The following is a 16,957-nucleotide window of genomic DNA, read 5'->3' as shown; positions in this document are numbered from 1 at the left end:
CGCCGGAACGGGGTGAGGAGCGGATGGGACAGCCACAGGACCCGAGAGGCAACCTTGTGCGCCCGTACGCGGTCACCCGCGGGCGGACGGAACCACGCCGGGACATCCCGATCGAAGCGGTCCTGGTAGCCAGCCAGGCCGGCCTGCAAGAGGCCCGGTTCGCCGGGCATGACAAATACCGCATCGCTGTTCTGTGCGAGGCGAAAGCGCAGTCCCTCGCCGAGCTTTCCGCGCTCTCCCGGTTGCCGCTGGGTGTCGCGCGGGTGCTCGTCGCGGACATGGTGGCCGACGGGCTGCTGTCGTTGCACAGCGCCGCTCCCAAGACTGGGTTCACGGAGCGGATGGACCTGCTGGAAAGGGTGTTAGGTGGACTTCGCAAGCTCTGAGCGGGCGGGGGCGCAACCCAAGGAGATCACCTCCGCGAAGATCGTCGTCGCCGGAGGTTTCGGCGTCGGCAAGACGACGCTGGTCGGTGCGGTCTCCGAGATCGAGCCGCTGACGACCGAGGCCGTGATGACCTCGGCCGGCCAGGGGATCGACGACGCGTCCAAGGTGCCCGGCAAGGGGACCACGACGGTCGCCATGGACTTCGGTCGCATCACCATGGCCGACGACCTGATCCTTTACCTCTTCGGCACCCCAGGTCAGACCCGTTTCTGGTTCATGTGGGACGAGCTGATCCGCGGCGCCGTCGGTGCGGCAGTGCTGGTCGACACGCGGCGCATCGCCGACGCGTTCGCGCCGCTCGACTACTTCGAAAACCGTCACCTGCCGTACCTGGTCGCGCTGAACTGCTTCGACGGCGCGCCCCGCTACGAGCCCGACGAGGTCCGCGAGGCGCTGGCGATCCCGCCACACGTCCCGCTGATCATGTGCGACGCCCGCCATCGCGAGTCGGTCAAGCAGGTGCTGGTAGGAGTTGTCGAGCACGCCATGGCAACGCTGGTGGCCGAGCAGTCAGGCGGCTACCCAGCGCCGGTCGGCTGACCTCTTGAAGGCGATGTCGCATCTGGGTGGGGCGTACACCCCACCCGGCTGCGACATCGTCTTTTGAGTCTTTGTAAGCGCCTCAACCCGCCACGACATCGCCGAACGTTCAAGCCGGCAGGCGATAGCCCCGCTTGACCACTGTTTGGACGACTCCTGGAATGGACAGGCCCGCCCGCAGGCGGGCGACGGCCATCTCCACCGCGTGTTCGTCGGCGCCTCGGGGGAGTGAGTGGAGTAGAGCGGCTCGGGAAAGGACGCGGCCGGGGGCTGAGGCCAGCGCCCGCAGGACGGCCATCGGAGCCGGCGCCAAGGGGCGTAGCTCTCCGTTCACGATCGCTGCGTGGCCACGCAACGTTATGTTGTGGCCCGCTACCTCCAGTGAGACGGCGCGCTTGGGGAGCTCGCCGGCGATCGTGCGGACCAGGGCGCTCAAGCGGGCGCGCGGAGGGGCCACGACCGGAACGCCGTGGCGGCGCAGGGGAGCGGCGGTGACCGGGCCCGCGCAGGCGACCAGGACGTCCGTGCGCAGCGCTTCCAGAACGGGGTCGGCGGCGGGACCGGCGGCGCGGAGCAGGGCGGTGACGGCGGGGGCGGCGGTGAAGGTGACCGCGTCGACCAGGCGGCCGGTGATCAGGTCGACCAGGCGGTGCAGCGGAGCGGGGTCGGCCGGCGGGGCCCAGCGGTAGACCGGTACCTCGATCATGCGGGCGCCGGCCTCGCGCAGGGCCTCGGTGTATTCGGGCTGGCTCTCGCCGTGCAGCTGCATGGCCACGGTCCGCCCGGTCAGGCCGCGGGCGCGGAGGTGTTCGACGACCTCCTCGTAACTTTCGCCCTCGGGGGACCACTGGTCGTGCAGGCCGGCGGCGCGGACCGCGGCCCGCGCCTTGGGGCCCCGCGCGATCAGATAGGCGCGGGAGAGGACCGTGCGCAGCGGCTCGGACAGGCCCCAGCCCTCGGCCGCCTCGAGCCAGCCGCGCATGCCGATGCCGGTGGTGACCAGCACGACGTCGGGTGGGGTCTCCAGGCAGGCCCTGGTCGCGGCCTTGAGCTCGGCGTCGTCGGCGATCGGGACGATGCGCAGGGCCGGCGCCAGCACCACCCGGGCACCGCGGCCCTCGAGCAGGCTCGCGAGCTCGTCGCGGCGGCGGTCCGAGGTGACGCCCACCGTGTAGCCGGACAGTTCGGACCGGCTCGCCACCTGGCTGGTCATGTTTTCCGAAGAAGTCGCGACGCGGCCGGCCGGTCCACCGAAGGGCACGCTCGGAGCCCGCCGTCCTCAGCGTCGACCCGCTCCCATGTCACGCCTGCGTTCTCCGCCGTACCTCCGGCCGGCGCGCGCCGCGACTCCTCCTCGCCGAACCGGATGACCGGCTCGGCGGACACCGTCAGGTCCGTCCTCAACCCTGACGGTGGCTCTTCCATAGTGCGCCCGCCCGCGGCGTACCGGCTTCCACCGGCCCGCTTCGTCGAGGTCCCCGCACCCATGGCCATGCCGGAAGCGTGCCTTCCGGGAATTTCGCCCTCGCGTCCCGTTTGTTTCGAGCCTGCTAACCGTCGCCGGGTTGTGACCTCGGTGACCTTGGATCCCGGTGCCGGGCGTGTTCAAAGGGCCGGGTATGCTTGACACGCATATGTTTGGAGGTCACGTCGGCCTAGGTCCTTGCGGGGCGAAGTCCTTGCGGGCAATCGGCGCGACCGCCGATCGCTGTGACCCTGCACGTTTTGACCACGCGCCGCGCGGCCGGGTATTGTTGCCTGCTGTTGTGCGACAGCTGCGAGCGCGCCCCCCGGGGTAGGCTTGATGTTCGCGTTCGCCGCGACCAGCGCGCGACCCCAGACCGACGACAAGACAAGGTAATTCTGTGCGTACGTACAGCCCGAAGCCGGGTGAGATCGAGCGTCAGTGGCACATTATCGACGCTTCTGACGTCGTCCTGGGCCGCCTGGCCACCCACACCGCGAACCTTCTGCGCGGCAAGCACAAGCCGATCTTCGCGCCGCACGTCGACACCGGCGACTACGTGGTGATCATCAACGCCGGCAAGGTGGCCCTGACCGGCAACAAGCGGCAGACCAAGGTCGCCTACCGCCACTCGGGCTACCCGGGCGGCCTCAAGCAGGTCGGCTACGAGGAGCTGCTCACCAAGCGCCCCGAGAAGGCGGTCGAGCTGGCCGTCAAGGGCATGCTCCCGCACAACAAGCTCGCGCGGCAGATCATCAAGAAGCTGAAGGTCTACCCGGGCGCCGAGCACCCGCACGCCGCTCAGCAGCCCCAGCCGTTCGAAATCACCCAGATCGCGCAGTGAGCGCGGGAGAAGGCAGCAGCATGTCCGACATCATCGAGCCCGAGGTCGTCGAGACCGTCGAGGAGCCCGCTGAGACGGTCGTCGTGGTCGAGACGCCCGCGCCGGCCCCGGTCCGCGCCCCGCGTCCCGGTGACCGTCCCATCCAGACCGTCGGCCGCCGCAAGGAGGCCATCGTCCGGGTGCGCCTCGTGCCCGGCAGCGGCAAGATCACGTGCAACGGCCGTGAGCTGGAGAGCTACTTCCCCAGCAAGGTGCACCAGCAGCTCATCCGTGAGCCGCTCGTCACCGCTGAGAAGGAAGAGCAGTTCGACGTGATCGCCAACCTGCGCGGTGGCGGCATCACCGGTCAGGCCGGCGCGCTGCGCCTCGGCATCGCCCGGGCGCTCATCACGAACGAGCCCGACGACCGTCCGGCTCTCAAGAAGGCCGGCTTCCTCACCCGTGACGCCCGCGTCAAGGAGAGCAAGAAGTACGGTCTCAAGAAGGCCCGTAAGGCTCCGCAGTACTCGAAGCGCTGATTTTGCGCCGAGTCTGACACGGCCGGGTTGCGCCCCTCGCGGGGCCGCGGCCCGGCCGTTTGCGTTCCCTCCCCTTCAACGACGCACGCACCCCGGATCGGCCCCTCCCTTCCCTGGGCCGCCGGCGAAAGGAAACCGCCATGGGGCGACTCTTCGGTACCGACGGCGTACGCGGGCTCGCGAATGGCGACCTCACCCCCGAACTGGCCCTGTCCGTCGCGGTCGCGGCCGCCCGTGTGCTGGTCGAGAGCGACGGCAGCCACCCTCCGCTGGCCATCGTCGGCCGTGACCCGCGGGCCAGCGGCGAGATGCTCGAGGCGGCCGTCGTGGCCGGCCTGACCAGCGCCGGCGCCAACGTGGTGCGGGTCGGCGTGCTGCCCACCCCGGCCGTGGCCTACCTGGTGGCGCAGACCGGCGCCGACCTGGGCGTCATGCTCTCGGCGTCGCACAACCCGATGCCCGACAACGGGATCAAGCTCTTCGCCGCGGGTGGCACCAAGCTCCCCGACGAGCTGGAGGAGCGCATCGAAAAGGCGATCGAGGACGGGCACGGACTGATCGGCCGTCCCACCGGCGCCGGCATCGGGCGGGTCAACGACCTGCTCGACGGCGCCGAGCACTACATCAAGCACCTGGTCGGCTCGACGCCGCACTCGCTGGCCGGCATCAAGGTCGTGGTCGACTGTGCCAACGGCGCGGCCAGCGAGGTCGCCCCGGTGGCCTACGAGGAGGCCGGCGCCGAGGTCATCGCGATCCACGCCGAGCCGGACGGCCTGAACATCAACGAGGACTGCGGCTCCACCCACCTGGACAAGGTGCAGGCGGCCGTGGTCGAGCACGGCGCCGACCTGGGCATCGCGCACGACGGCGACGCCGACCGCTGCCTGGCCGTGACGGCCTCGGGCGAGGTCGTCGACGGCGACCAGATCATGGCGATCCTGGCCCTGGCCATGCGCGACGCGGGCACGCTGACCGACGACACGCTGGTCGCGACCGTGATGAGCAACCTGGGCCTGCGCATCGCGATGAAGCAGAACGGCATCAAGCTGCTCGAGACCAAGGTCGGCGACCGGTACGTGCTGGAGGCGCTGGCCGCGGACGGCCTGGCCCTGGGCGGCGAGCAGAGCGGGCACATCGTGATGCCGGCCTTCGCCACCACCGGCGACGGCGTGCTGACCGGGCTGCACCTGATGGCCCAGCTCGCGGCGAGCGGCAAGTCGCTGGCCGACCTGGCCTCGGTGGTGCACACGCTGCCCCAGGTCCTGATCAACGTGAAGGTCGGCGACCGTGAGGCCGGCGCGGCCGCCCCGACGGTGCAGGCGGCCGTGGCGCTGGCCGAGGACGAACTGGGCGAGACCGGCCGGGTGCTGCTGCGCCCGTCGGGCACCGAGCCGCTGGTCCGGGTGATGGTCGAGGCCGCCACCGAGGAGCAGGCGCGCGCGGTGGCGTCCCGGATCGCGGACGAGGTGCGGGCGGCCAGCCCCGCCTAGCTCTGCTTCAGTTTCGCCAGGCGGCGGGCTGCCTCTTCGATGACCTCTTCGCGCTTGCAGAAGGCGAAGCGGATCAAGTGGCGGCCCGCCGCCTTGTCGTCGTAGAAGACTTCGGTGGGTACGGCCACGACACCGCACCGCTCGGGCAGGGCGCGGCAGAATTCGATGCCGCTCGTGCCACCCGATCGGGTGATATCGGCCGTAACGAAGTAAGTTCCCTCGGAGGGCTGAACGTCGAAGCCGGCCTCCGTCAGCCCGGTCACGAGCCGGTCGCGCCTGGCCTGGAGGGCGGCGCGGAAACCGGTGAAGTAGTCGTCGGGCAGGCCGAGAGCGACGGCGACGGCCGGTTGCAGCGGGCCGGCGTTCACAAAGGTCAGGAACTGTTTGACCCGCATGACCGCGGAGACCAGCGAGGCCGGGCCGGTGGCCCAGCCGACCTTCCAGCCGGTGCAGGAGAAGGTCTTGCCGGCCGAGGAGATGCGCAGCGTGCGCTCGCGCATGCCGGGCAGGCTCGCCAGGGGCACGTGCGGCTCGGCGGCGTCGGTGAAGACCAGGTGCTCGTAGACCTCGTCGGTGACGGCGTACGTGCCGTACTCCTGGCAGAGATCGGCGATCAGGGTGAGCTCGGCGCGGGTGAAGACCTTGCCGGTGGGATTGTGCGGCGAGTTGAGCAGCACCAGGCGGGTGCGGGGGCCGAAGGCGGCGCGGAGCTGATCCTCGTCGAAGCCGTAGCGGCCGCCGGGGCCGGGGCGAAGGGTCACCGGGCGTCGGACGGCGCCGGCCAGAGAGATCGAGGCGGCGTACGAGTCGTAGTAGGGCTCGAAGCAGACGACCTCGTCGCCGGGCTCGCAGAGGGCGAGAATCGCGGCGGCGACGGCCTCGGTGGCGCCGGCGGTGACCACGATCTCGGAGTCGGGGTCGCGGGAAAGGCCCCAGAAGCGCTGCTCGTGGGCGGCGACGGCCTGGCGGAGGGCGGCAATGCCGGGCAGCGGCGGATATTGGTTGGCGCCCTCGCGGAGAGCCCGGGCGGCGGCGTCGAGCATCTCGGCCGGGCCGTCGGTGTCCGGGAAACCCTGCCCGAGGTTGATCGAGCCGGTGCGGACGGCCAGCGCGGACATCTCGGTGAAGATCGTGGTGCCGAACGGGCGCATCCGTTCGACGAGGGGGTCGCTCGTCATCGTCCCTATTCAAACGCGAAGTGGTTGCAGGTGACTGTGCCGAACGTACCGGGATCGGAGGTGTTCCGCGCGACCTCCTCGCCGTTGACGAGCACCCGGCAGCTGATCGTGCCGTCCGGGTCGCCGAGGCGGAAGGCGGTGACGTTGAGCACGGTCGGGGTGTCGATCTCGCCGGTGAACTTCCAGGGCAGCTGCACGCTCTCGAGCCGCTGGGGCGATTCGCTGAGCGACTCGACGTAGAGCAGCTGCGAGGCGGGGCCGTCGCCGGTCACCTCGTACGTCACGCTGACCTTGGCGCCGAACCCCGGGCCGCCGGTCGGCGCGGCCGGCAGCTCGGGCTTGACCGAGGGAAGGCCGGTGATCGGGGCCACCGCCTCCTTTGCCTTTTCTGTGACGTTGCGCGCGATGAGCACGCCGGCCGTGCCGACGCCGCCGCAGAGCAGAAGCGTGACCGCGATGATCACCGCCACGATGGGCACGTTGCTCTTCCGCGGCGGCCTTTGCGTGGGGCCTGCGGGCGGCGGATATCCGCCGTCGTACGGGTCGTACGGGGTGCCGTAGCCGGGCGGTGGGTAGCCGGGCGGAACGTTGTCGGAGGCGGTGGCCGGGAACTCCGAGGTGGGCGGGTAGTCCGGGTCCGGCGGCTGCGGAAGAGACGCGTACCCGGGGCTGAACGTCGGGTCACCCGGCGTCGTCCGGCCGGGGTCCGGCCGCGACTGGTCGGGCTGAGTATTGCTGCTCAACGTCTCTCCCGGGGCGAGCGCTGGTCAGATGTCCGTCAGCCGACGGTACGCCCGTGACGCCAGCCGATCGGCGCCGCCACCCTCCGTTCGGACCGTTTTGCGCATAGCGTGTGCTCGAAAGGGTGCTTCTCGCGCATGACGGATGAGCGGACGTCGGCTACAGTGCCCGTCATGTGTGGCATCGTGGGGTACGTCGGCGGTCGTCCGGCGCTCAGCATCGTTCTCGACGGCCTGCGCCGGCTGGAGTACCGCGGATATGACTCCGCCGGCGTCGCGGTCATCGACGGCGACAAGGTTCTGACCGAGAAGAAGGCCGGCAAGCTCGCCAACCTGGAGAAGGCTCTGGCCGACCGGCCGTCCGACGAGATCGCCACCGGGCGTACGGCGATCGGGCACACCCGCTGGGCGACGCACGGCGGGCCGACCGACCGCAACGCGCACCCGCACCTGTCGGCCGACGGCCGGGTCGCCGTCATCCACAACGGCATCATCGAGAACTTCGGCCGCCTTCGCGCCGAGCTGGAGGCCTCCGGCGTCGAGTTCGCCAGCGACACCGACACCGAGTGCGCGGCCCACCTGCTCGCCGCCGAGGTGCGCAAGCTGCGCGAGTCCGGCGCCGTGGACGGCCCGCAGCTGCTGGCCGAGGGCATGCGCCGCACGGTCAGCCGCCTGGAGGGCGCGTTCACGCTGCTCGCCGTCGACGTCGACGTGCCGGACGCGGTCGTCGCGGCTCGCCGCAACTCGCCGCTGGTCGTCGGCCGCGGCAAGGGCGAGAACTTCCTGGCCAGCGACGTGTCGGCGTTCATCGAGCACACCCGCGAGGCGATCGAGCTGGGCCAGGACCAGGTCGTCCTGATCACCCCGGACGCCATCGAGATCACCGGCTTCGACGGCTCCCCCGCCCTCGGCCAGGAGTTCCACATCGACTGGGACGCGTCGGCCGCCGAGAAGGGCGGATACGACTACTTCATGCTCAAGGAGATCGCCGAGCAGCCGCAGGCCATCGCGGACACCCTGCTGGGCCGCCTCTCCGACCGCGGCGAGATCGTCCTCGACGAGGTGCGCCTGACCGACCAGGACCTGCGCGACATCGACAAGGTCTTCATCGTCGCCTGCGGCACGGCCTACCACGCCGGCATGGTCGCCAAGTACGCGATCGAGCACTGGGTGCGCATCCCGTGCGAGGTCGAGCTGGCCAGCGAGTTCCGCTACCGCGACCCGATCCTGGACCGTTCCACGCTGGTGATCGCGATCAGCCAGTCCGGCGAGACCATGGACACGCTGATGGCGCTGCGCCACGCCAAGGAGCAGAAGGCCCGGGTCCTGGCGATCTGCAACACCAACGGCTCGACGATCCCCCGCGAGTCCGACGCGGTGCTCTACACGCACGGCGGCCCGGAGATCGCGGTGGCCTCGACCAAGGCGTTCCTCACCCAGCTGGTCGCCACCTATCTGATCGGCCTGCACCTGGCCCAGATCCGCGGCGTCATGTACGCCGACGAGGTCGCGGCCGTGGTCGAGAAGTTGCGCAGCACCCCGGACGCGCTCCGCGAGCTGCTCAACTCCATGGAGGACGTGCGCGCCCTGGCCCGCGACCTGAAGACCGCCTCGACGGTGCTCTTCATCGGCCGCCACGTCGGCTTCCCGGTGGCCCTGGAGGGCGCCCTGAAGCTGAAGGAGCTGGCCTACATGCACGCCGAGGGCTTCGCGGCGGGCGAGCTCAAGCACGGCCCGATCGCCCTGATCGACCAGGGCACCCCGGTCGTCTGCGTGGTCCCCTCGCCGGCCGGCCGGGGCGTCATGCGCGACAAGGTCGTCTCGAACATCCAGGAGGTACGGGCCCGGGGCGCCCGCACCATCGTGATCGCCGAGGAGGGCGACGAGGACGTCCGCGCCTACGCCGACCACCTCATCACCGTGCCGCACACCCCCACACTGCTGGCCCCGCTGATGACCACGGTCCCCCTGCAGATCCTCGCTTGCGAGATCGCCGCCGCCCGGGGCCACGACGTGGACCAGCCCCGCAACCTGGCCAAGTCCGTCACTGTCGAGTAACCGGCCCCGCCTGGCGAAGGCCGTCCCAGCGCCCACCGCGCCGGGGCGGCCTTCGTGTCGTCCGGTGGGCGGCGGCCGGTCTGAGGCGGGCGGTGTCATCGGGCTGTGCCAAGGGTGATGGCGGCCATCGTGTCGAGGGCCGGGTTGCCGGGGTCCCAATAGCCGACGTGGCCTTTCGGGGCGCTCGGGAAGACCCGGGCGCCGAAGCCGGGGTCGCTCGGGTTGTGGCCGAACCACAGATCGTCCTCCGGCCGTCCGAAGGCGAGCCACGGCCCCACGAAAGGGACCGCGGCGGCGACGGCGAGGTCGCGGGCCAGGCCGCCGGGCGCGACGGGAGCCCACTGGATGACGTCGTCGCGGGCCGTGGAGGACCAGACCTCCCCGGTCCGCAGGCGCAGGTCGTTTGCGGAGTCGACGCCGACACCTGGTGAGCCCACGAAGACGACGCTGTCGGCATCGAGCCCCGGGCCGGTCGCGGCCCGGCCCACCACGAGCGAGCCGTAGCTGTGGCCGAGCACCGTCTGCCGTCCCGGCGTTCCGTCGTGGCCGGCCCGGAGACCCTCCTGGAACCGCCGCAGCACCGGAGCCGCCGCCTCGGCCTGGCCCGAGCGGGCGGCCTCGTCGACGAAGTCGGGTGCGTCGTAGTCGAGCCACAGCACGGCGCTCGACGCGACCTGGGGACCCAGCTCGGCGGCCCGGGTCGCGACCCGCTCGGCCCGGGTCAGCTCAGCACCGAAGGACGCCAGGTCGGCCGTCATCCCGGGCACGTGGGTGAGCACGTTGCCGGCCCGGTCCGGGTCGCCGAGGGCCACCACCGCGCGCCCTTCACCGGCCAGGTCGAGCCGTAGTAGATAGGCCCGCGGACCATCACCGTCGGCCAGCCGGTCGCTCAGGGCGGCCAGCCCGTCGCGTACGTGACGCAGCCGATCCCGATCGTCGCCGCGAGAGCCGGCGATGGCCCGGTCGATCTCGGCGCGCCGGTTGTCGAGCAGGAGGCGGTTGGCAACATCGCGGTCGGCGGCCGGAACGCCGTCGAGCCCGGCCAGCACTCCCGGCTCGGTGACCAGAAGCCACTGCCTCTGGGCGGGTGGCAGGGCCGCCCACCAACCGCGCACCTCGGCGGGCGACGCCGTGCAGTCCGGCCTGGCCGCACCGGGCGGCGCGGCCGAGGTCTGAAGCCCGTCGGTTAGCCGGCTAAGGGCACCCGCTGCCTGCGCATCAGCACGCGCGGCGACCGAGATCGCCGCGGCAAGCTCCCCGCTGATCAGCGGCCCATCAGCGGCCCCGCCCGCGCCTGTCCCGCCCACACCTGCGCCGCCCGCGCCAGCGCCACCCACGCCGCCCGCGCCAGCGCCACCCGCGCCGCCCGTGCCTGCGCCGCCCGTGCCTGCGCCGCCCATTGCGGCGGTGCTTGCGGCCGCGCCGCCGTCGGCGGGAGAGGCGCGGGAAAGGAGGCGCCGGGCGCGTTCCAGGGCCGCGGCGAACTCGCTGACGATCTGGTCGGCCCGCCAGCAATGAAGGCGGAAGAGCACGAGCCGGCGCTGCAGGCCCGCGAGCCGGCGGGTGGCGGCGGTGGCCGCCGCGCCCGTCCATGAGCGGCCGAGCGCCACGAGCCGTGCCGTGAGCTCGGCCGCCAGACGGCCGGCCAGGTCGGCCCAACGGCGCCAGGAGAGGGCGAGCGCCCGCCACCGGCCGGGGTCGGTGACCCGCAACCGGGCGTGGACCACCCCGGGGTCGGCAACCCGCGGCTGCTCGTGGGCCCGGCCGGGGTCGGTGGCCTGCGGCTGTCCGTAGGTCCGGCCGGGGTCTGTGGCCTGCGGTTGCTCGTGGGCACGGCTGGGGTCGCTGGTCATCGGCTCAGCCTCAGGCGGGTGACGGCCCGGGCGTCGGCCAGCTCGTAGTCGGCGGCGGCTGTGGTGATCCGGCGGGCGGTGTCGGCCACCTCGGCGCCGATCAGGCCGAGCTGTTGGCGGGCCGCCAGGGCCGCCAGCATGGCCGCGTCGGCCGTGACCCATCTCGGTGTGGTGTCGGGGGACGGCGCCTGGGCCGCCCCCACGATGATCCGGGACGCTGTGCCGGCCACGGCCGAGGCGTCGTGGCGCAGCTCTTCGGTGTCGACTTCGAGATCGGGTTGCATCGGCAGCCTCCAGGCGGTGCGAAGGGATGCGCCGACGTTAGGGGCCTCGCGACCTCCGTGGGCGGCCCTGTGGACAACCGCCGCGGACCCGTCCACAGGGCCTTGAGCGCGGCCCTGCCTGGTGCTAAAGGCGACCGCATGGGCGGACCGTTAGGGTGGGCGAGTGATCGTGGCTGTCGGCATCGACGTGGTTCTGGTGGAGCGCTTCGCGCGCGCCCTCGACAGGACACCGCTGCTGGGGGTTCGGCTCTTCACCGAGGACGAGCGGCTGACCGGCTCCGGCAGCCCGCGCTCGGCCGAGTCGCTGGCCGCGCGCTTCGCGGCCAAGGAGGCGGTGGCCAAGGCCCTCGGCGCCCCGGCCGGGCTCCGGTGGCACGACTGCGAGATCGTCTCCGATCCCGACGGGCGGCCCTGGTTGACGGTTTCCGGTACGGTCGCCGCGGCCGCCACCGAGCGAGGGATCAACCGGTGGCACCTCTCCCTGTCGCACGACGGGGGAATCGCCTCGGCGATGGTGGTCGCCGAGTCCTGACCAGCGCCGATGCGAAATTGTCGTACCCACGGCATAGAACTCTCGGCACACCCCAGCGGCTGGAGGACGAGATGCGGCAGGCATGGCGGGTCGCCGATGTGCGGGCGGCCGAGAAGGCTCTGATGGCCACGCTGCCCGAGGGCACGCTGATGCAGCGGGCGGCGGCCGGGCTGGCCCGCCGGTGCGCGCTGCTGCTTCAGGACAGCGGCGGCGTCTACGGCTCCCGGGTGCTGCTGCTGGTCGGCAGCGGCGACAACGGCGGTGACGCGCTCTACGCCGGCGCTGCCCTGGCCCGGCGGGGCGCCCAGGTGCGGGCGCTGCTGCTGCGGCCCGAGCGGGTCCATCTGGCCGGCCTGTCCGCGTTGCGGGCCGCGGGCGGTTTCACCGTGCGCGACCTGCCCGACGGCGCCGACCTGGTGCTCGACGGCATCGTCGGTATCGGCGCGACCGGTGGTCTGCGCCCGCCGGCCACGGTGATCGTCGATGCGCTGGGCAGCCTGAGGGGGCGTACGGGCGCAAGGGCCCCGATCGTCGCCGTCGACGTGCCGAGCGGGGTCGCGGTCGACACCGGCGACGTGCCCGGCGAGGCCGTGACCGCTGATGTCACCGTGACTTTCGGCTGCTACAAACCGGCCCACTTCGTGGGGGCCGCGGCGCCGCGCTGCGGGCAGGTCGAGCTGGTCGACATCGGTCTCGGCCCGGTCCTGCGCGCCGATCCGGCCCTGCGGGTGCCCGACGTGGGCGACATCGCGGGCTGGTGGCCTCAGCCGGGCCCGGCCTCCGACAAGTACACGCGTGGTGTCGTCGGCGTCGCGACCGGCTCGGCGACCTATCCGGGTGCCGCGGTCCTGTCGACGACCGGCGCGCTGGCCGGCCCCTCCGGCATGGTCCGCTATGCGGGCAGCGGTCATCAGGAGGTGGTCCGCGCCCATCCCTCCGTCGTGGCCGTGCCCAAGGTCAACGACGCCGGCCGGGTGCAGGCCTGGGTGTGCGGTTCGGGTCTCGGCACCGACGAGGAGGCGCGCACCGCGCTGCGCAGTGTGCTCGCGACCTCGGTTCCGGTGGTGCTCGACGCCGACGCGCTGACCCTGCTGGTCGACGGCAAGCACGCCAAAGACCTGCGGCGCAACGCGCCTCTGGTGATCACGCCGCACGACGGCGAGTTCAAGCGGCTGGCCGGCGAGGCGCCCGGCGCCGACCGGGTGGGCAGTGCCCTACGGCTCGCCTCGTGGATGAACGCGGTGGTGCTGCTCAAGGGCGACCGCACGATCGTGGCCACCCCGGCCGGCGAGGTCTGGGTCAACCCGACCGGCTCGTCGGCGCTGGCCACCGCCGGGAGCGGCGACGTGCTGGGTGGGCTGCTCGGCTCGCTGCTGGCCGGTGGGCTGCAGCCCGAGCGGGCCGCCGTGGCCGCGGCTTATGCGCACGGGCTGGCCGGGCGCCGGGCCGCGCTCGACGGCCCGGTCACCGCGCCGGACGTGGCCGCCGCCCTGCGCCCGGTCGTCGGCGACCTCTTGAGGGGTACGCCGTGACCGGGATGCGGGGTACGCCGTGAGCGAGATGCGGGGTACGCCGTAAGGGAAATCGTCATACCGAATAAGTAGGCTGGGATCATGTGGCAGGCCGAGGTCCGGGTCGATCTGGACGCAATCCGGGACAACGTCGCGTTGCTGCGCGCCCGCACCACCGCCGAGGTCATGGCGGTCGTCAAGGCCGACGGCTACGGGCACGGCATGGTGCCGGCGGCCCGGGCCGCGCTGGCCGGCGGTGCGACCTGGCTGGGTGTGGTGACCCTCGAAGAGGGCCTGGAGCTGCGGCGGGCCGGCATCGACGCGCCGGTGCTGTCCTGGCTGCATTCCCCGGGCATGCCGCTGCACGAGGGCGTGGCGGCCGACATCGACCTGAGCGCGGGCAGTCTCGAGTTGCTCGCCGAGCTGGTCACGGCCGCGCGGCGGGCGGAGCGGCCCGCACGCGTACACCTCAAGATCGACACAGGCCTGTCCCGTGGGGGCGCGACGCCGGCCGAGTGGCCGGCGCTGCTCGAGGCGGCGGCGAAGGCGCAGGCCGACGGCGACATCGACGTGGTCGGCATCTGGAGTCACTTCGTCTACGCCGACGAGCCCGGCCACGAGACCATCGATCACCAGCTCGCCGTCTTCGCCGAGGGGCTGGCCACGGCCGAGCGGTTCGGCATCACCCCGCGCTACCGCCACATCGCCAACTCCGCCGCCACGCTGACCAGGCCCGACACCCACTACGACATGGTCCGCCCGGGCATCGCGGTCTACGGACTGTCGCCGATCGCGGGCGAGACCTTCGGGCTGCGGCCGGCGATGACCGCCCGGGCCCGGGTGGCGCTCACCAAGCGCGTTCCGGCCGGTCAGGGCGTGTCGTACGGGCATACGTACTACACCGAGCGGGAGACGACCCTGGCCCTGGTGCCGCTGGGCTATGCCGACGGCGTGCCCCGCCACGCCTCCAACGCCGGCCCGGTGCAGCTCGGCGGCAAGCGGCGGACGATCGCCGGCCGGGTCTGCATGGATCAGATCGTCCTCGACATCGGCGACGACCCGGTCGAGCCGGGCGAGGTGGCCACGCTGTTCGGGCCGGGCGACGACGGCGGGCCGACCGCCGACGACTGGGCCGAGGTGGTCGGCACGATCAACTACGAGATCGTGACCAGGTTCGGCAGCGCGAGGGTGCCGCGGGTCTACGACGGCAGCACGGGGGAGCCGCGGGTCCACGACGGCAGCATGCGGGAGCCGCGGGTCGACGACGGGGGCGCCTCATGAGCCGGGCCAAGCAGGTCGGCATCGCGGGCGCCGCCGTCGGCGTCGTCGCGGCCGGTCTCGCCACCGCGTTCGCCGTCGAGCGGGCCCTCGTGCGCCGCTCGGTCAACGCGCCCGGCGACCCCCACGTGGACGAGCCCTTCGGCGACCAGCCGTTCGACCGCGAGCTGACCGTGACCGCGGCCGACGGCACCGACCTGCACGTCGAGATCGTCGAGCCGCGGAAACCCAGCGCCAAGCCCACCATCGTCTTCGTGCACGGCTTCGCGCTCGACATGGGCACCTTCTACTTCCAGCGCAAGGCGCTGACCGCGCGCGGCGACCAGCGGCTGGTCTTCTACGACCAGCCCGGGCACGGCAAGTCCAGCCGGCTCAAGTCGGGCGACTACGACATCGCCGCGCTGGGCAAGTCGCTGGCCGCGGTGCTCGACGCGACCGTGCCGGACGGGCACATCATTCTGGTCGGCCACTCGATGGGCGGCATGACCATCATGGCCTTCGCCGAGCAATATCCGGAGTGGTTCGGCAAACGGGTCACCGGCGTCGTGCTGATGTCGACCTCGGCCGGCCTGATCGACAAGGCCAAGATCGGCATTCCGTCGCTGGTCGCCCGGGCCAGCGCGCCGTTCTTCCCGCTGTGGGGCAAGGCGGCCCAGCTCGGCGGCAGCCGGATCGACCGGGCCCGGATGGTGTCGTCCGACCTTTCCTGGCTGCTGACCCGCCGGTACGGCTTCGGTGAGCCGAAGCCCAGCCCGTCCTTGGTCACGTTCGTGGAGAGCATGAACTCGAAGACCTCGGCCGAGACGCTGACGAAGTATCTGCAGACGCTCTACACGCACAACCGCTTCCCGGCGCTGTCCGCCCTGCGCGGGGTTCCCGTGCTGGTCATCGTCGGCACCAAGGACTATCTGACGCCGGTCGCCCACTCCGAGCAGATCCTCAAATATCTGCCCGAGGCCGAGCTGGTCAAGATTGAGAACAGCGGTCACGTGGTGATGCTGGAGAAGGCGGACGAGGTCGACGCCGTGCTCGTGCCCTTCCTGGAGAAGATCTCGTGATCAAGCTGCCGACGGTCGAGGACACGCACGCGTTCGGGCAGCGGCTCGCCGGTCTGCTCCGCGCGGGTGATCTGCTGCTGCTCACCGGTCCGCTCGGCGCGGGCAAGACGGCCCTGGTGCAGGGCATCGGGGCCGGCCTGGGCGTGACCGACGCCATCACGTCGCCGACGTTCGTGATCGCCCGGGTCCATCGCGGGCGCACGCCGCTGGTGCACGCGGACGCGTACCGGCTGGGCGACAGTCCCGACCCGCGCGCCGAGATCGACGACCTCGACCTGGACGCCTCGGCCGACGACGCCGTCACTGTCGTCGAGTGGGGCGCCGGGATGGTCGAGCAACTGAACGACGAATATCTGCAGGTCCGCATCGATCGGCTGGACGACGACACGCGGGTGATCGAGCTGGTCCCGCACGGCGGCGACTGGGCAAGGCGCGTAGAAACCATGACGAAGGGACAACCGTGAATCTGGCGGAACTGCTGCCGGCCGACTGGCGGGCCGAGCTTGCCGGCTTTCTCGACGAGAAAGAGACCACCGCGCTGGGCGAGTTCGTGGCGGCGGAGTACGCGGAGCACACGATCTATCCGCCGATCGAGGATCTGTTCGCGGCGTACCGGCTCTGCCCGCCGGAGCAGACCCGCGTGCTGATCCTGGGCCAGGACCCTTACCACGGCGCCGGCCAGGCCCAAGGCCTGAGCTTCAGCGTGCGTGAGGGCGTGCGGATCCCGCCGTCGCTGCGCAACGTGTTCAAGGAGCTGGCCGAGGACGTCGGCGTCGCGCCGCCGAAGAGCGGCGACCTGACCGGCTGGGCGCGGCAGGGTGTGCTGCTGCTCAACGCGGTCCTCACCGTCCGGGCCGGCGCCGCGGCGTCGCACGGCGGCAAGGGCTGGGAGGCCTTCACCGACGCGACGATCAAGGCGCTGAACGCTCGCAACGAGCGGGTCGTCTTCCTGCTCTGGGGTGGTTACGCGCGCAAGAAGGCCGCGCTGATCACCAATCCGGCCCACGCCGTGCTCGAGGCCGGCCACCCCAGCCCGCTCAACCCGAAGGGGTTCCGCGGCGCCCGCCCGTTCAGCGCGGCCAACAAGGCGCTGGCCGACGGCGGCCGCCCGCTGATCGACTGGGATCCGCGAGCCGAGCCGGTCGCCGGATAACGGAGACG

17 protein-coding genes are annotated in these 16,957 nt (G+C 71.9%); 12 read left to right on the top strand and 5 right to left on the bottom strand.

All coding sequences use genetic code 11. The features are described 5' to 3' along the window. Positions 1–23: 23 nt before the first annotated feature. Complete coding sequence (locus tag CRP55_RS25940) at positions 24–386, top strand: DUF742 domain-containing protein (protein WP_097322739.1); 363 nt, start codon at positions 24–26, stop codon at positions 384–386. Beyond that, positions 367–987 (top strand): GTP-binding protein, encoded by a 621-nt coding sequence (locus CRP55_RS25935; RefSeq protein WP_097322738.1) that lies wholly within the window; start codon positions 367–369, stop codon positions 985–987. Before CRP55_RS25940 ends, CRP55_RS25935 begins: the two co-directional genes overlap by 20 nt. A 109-nt stretch (positions 988–1,096) precedes the next feature. Here CRP55_RS25935 and CRP55_RS25930 read toward each other — a convergent pair whose 3' ends face one another. Continuing rightward, positions 1,097–2,200 carry a uroporphyrinogen-III synthase gene (locus tag CRP55_RS25930; protein ID WP_097322737.1) on the bottom strand — a complete coding sequence of 368 codons (1,104 nt, stop codon included), beginning with the start codon at positions 2,198–2,200 and terminating at the stop codon, positions 1,097–1,099. A 652-nt stretch (positions 2,201–2,852) separates the two neighbouring features. Between CRP55_RS25930 and rplM the strand changes: the two genes are divergently transcribed. From rplM to glmM, 3 genes are all read left to right on the top strand, one after another. Next, positions 2,853–3,296, top strand: a complete 444-nt coding sequence (rplM, locus tag CRP55_RS25925) for a 50S ribosomal protein L13 (protein ID WP_097322736.1) — start codon at positions 2,853–2,855, stop codon at positions 3,294–3,296. A 20-nt stretch (positions 3,297–3,316) separates the two neighbouring features. Further along, positions 3,317–3,814 carry a 30S ribosomal protein S9 gene (gene rpsI / locus CRP55_RS25920; RefSeq protein WP_245923377.1) on the top strand — a complete coding sequence of 166 codons (498 nt, stop codon included), beginning with the start codon at positions 3,317–3,319 and terminating at the stop codon, positions 3,812–3,814. A 140-nt stretch (positions 3,815–3,954) separates the two neighbouring features. Next, a complete protein-coding gene (gene glmM, locus CRP55_RS25915; protein WP_097322735.1) occupies positions 3,955–5,304 on the top strand; it encodes a phosphoglucosamine mutase in 1,350 nt (449 codons plus the stop codon). Here the strand turns inward: glmM and CRP55_RS25910 are convergent. Then, entirely contained in the window at positions 5,301–6,482 is a 1,182-nt protein-coding gene (locus CRP55_RS25910; RefSeq protein ID WP_097322734.1) for a pyridoxal phosphate-dependent aminotransferase, read from the bottom strand. The genes glmM and CRP55_RS25910 overlap by 4 nt on opposite strands. A 5-nt stretch (positions 6,483–6,487) precedes the next feature. After that, positions 6,488–7,225, bottom strand: coding sequence for an MmpS family transport accessory protein (locus CRP55_RS25905; RefSeq protein WP_097322733.1), 738 nt, complete (start codon positions 7,223–7,225; stop codon positions 6,488–6,490). 171 nt (positions 7,226–7,396) lie between these two features. Between CRP55_RS25905 and glmS the strand changes: the two genes are divergently transcribed. Continuing rightward, entirely contained in the window at positions 7,397–9,280 is a 1,884-nt protein-coding gene (gene glmS, locus CRP55_RS25900) for a glutamine--fructose-6-phosphate transaminase (isomerizing) (RefSeq protein ID WP_097322732.1), read from the top strand. 95 nt (positions 9,281–9,375) lie between these two features. Here the strand turns inward: glmS and CRP55_RS25895 are convergent, their stop codons facing one another. Together CRP55_RS25895 and CRP55_RS25890 are read right to left on the bottom strand one after the other, a co-directional pair. Beyond that, entirely contained in the window at positions 9,376–11,133 is a 1,758-nt protein-coding gene (locus tag CRP55_RS25895; RefSeq protein WP_097322731.1) for an alpha/beta hydrolase, read from the bottom strand. Next, a complete protein-coding gene (locus tag CRP55_RS25890; protein WP_097322730.1) occupies positions 11,130–11,417 on the bottom strand; it encodes a hypothetical protein in 288 nt (95 codons plus the stop codon). Before CRP55_RS25890 ends, CRP55_RS25895 begins: the two co-directional genes overlap by 4 nt. Before the next feature lie 163 nt (positions 11,418–11,580). Here CRP55_RS25890 and CRP55_RS25885 point away from each other — a divergent pair, with 163 nt between their 5' ends. The 6 genes from CRP55_RS25885 (at position 11,581) to ung (ending at position 16,949) form a co-directional block, all read left to right on the top strand. Further along, positions 11,581–11,949 (top strand): holo-ACP synthase, encoded by a 369-nt coding sequence (locus CRP55_RS25885; RefSeq protein ID WP_097322729.1) that lies wholly within the window; start codon positions 11,581–11,583, stop codon positions 11,947–11,949. Between the two features lie 71 nt (positions 11,950–12,020). After that, positions 12,021–13,481: an NAD(P)H-hydrate dehydratase gene (locus CRP55_RS25880; protein ID WP_097322728.1), complete on the top strand. Its 1,461-nt coding sequence runs from the start codon at positions 12,021–12,023 to the stop codon at positions 13,479–13,481. 81 nt (positions 13,482–13,562) lie between these two features. Continuing rightward, positions 13,563–14,741, top strand: coding sequence for an alanine racemase (gene alr, locus CRP55_RS25875; RefSeq protein WP_097322727.1), 1,179 nt, complete (start codon positions 13,563–13,565; stop codon positions 14,739–14,741). Continuing rightward, positions 14,738–15,796 (top strand): alpha/beta fold hydrolase, encoded by a 1,059-nt coding sequence (locus CRP55_RS25870; protein WP_097322726.1) that lies wholly within the window; start codon positions 14,738–14,740, stop codon positions 15,794–15,796. Before alr ends, CRP55_RS25870 begins: the two co-directional genes overlap by 4 nt. Continuing rightward, positions 15,796–16,260, top strand: coding sequence for a tRNA (adenosine(37)-N6)-threonylcarbamoyltransferase complex ATPase subunit type 1 TsaE (gene tsaE, locus CRP55_RS25865; protein WP_097322870.1), 465 nt, complete (start codon positions 15,796–15,798; stop codon positions 16,258–16,260). The genes CRP55_RS25870 and tsaE overlap by 1 nt, the downstream gene beginning before the upstream one ends. Continuing rightward, positions 16,257–16,949: a uracil-DNA glycosylase gene (ung, locus tag CRP55_RS25860; RefSeq protein WP_097322725.1), complete on the top strand. Its 693-nt coding sequence runs from the start codon at positions 16,257–16,259 to the stop codon at positions 16,947–16,949. The genes tsaE and ung overlap by 4 nt, the downstream gene beginning before the upstream one ends. The last annotated feature ends 8 nt before the right edge of the window (positions 16,950–16,957 follow it).

The organism is Paractinoplanes atraurantiacus, from assembly GCF_900215205.1.
GTDB lineage: Bacteria > Actinomycetota > Actinomycetes > Mycobacteriales > Micromonosporaceae > Actinoplanes > Actinoplanes atraurantiacus.
Note: the sequence above shows the minus strand (reverse complement) of the source record. Positions and strands in the feature narration are given on the sequence as shown.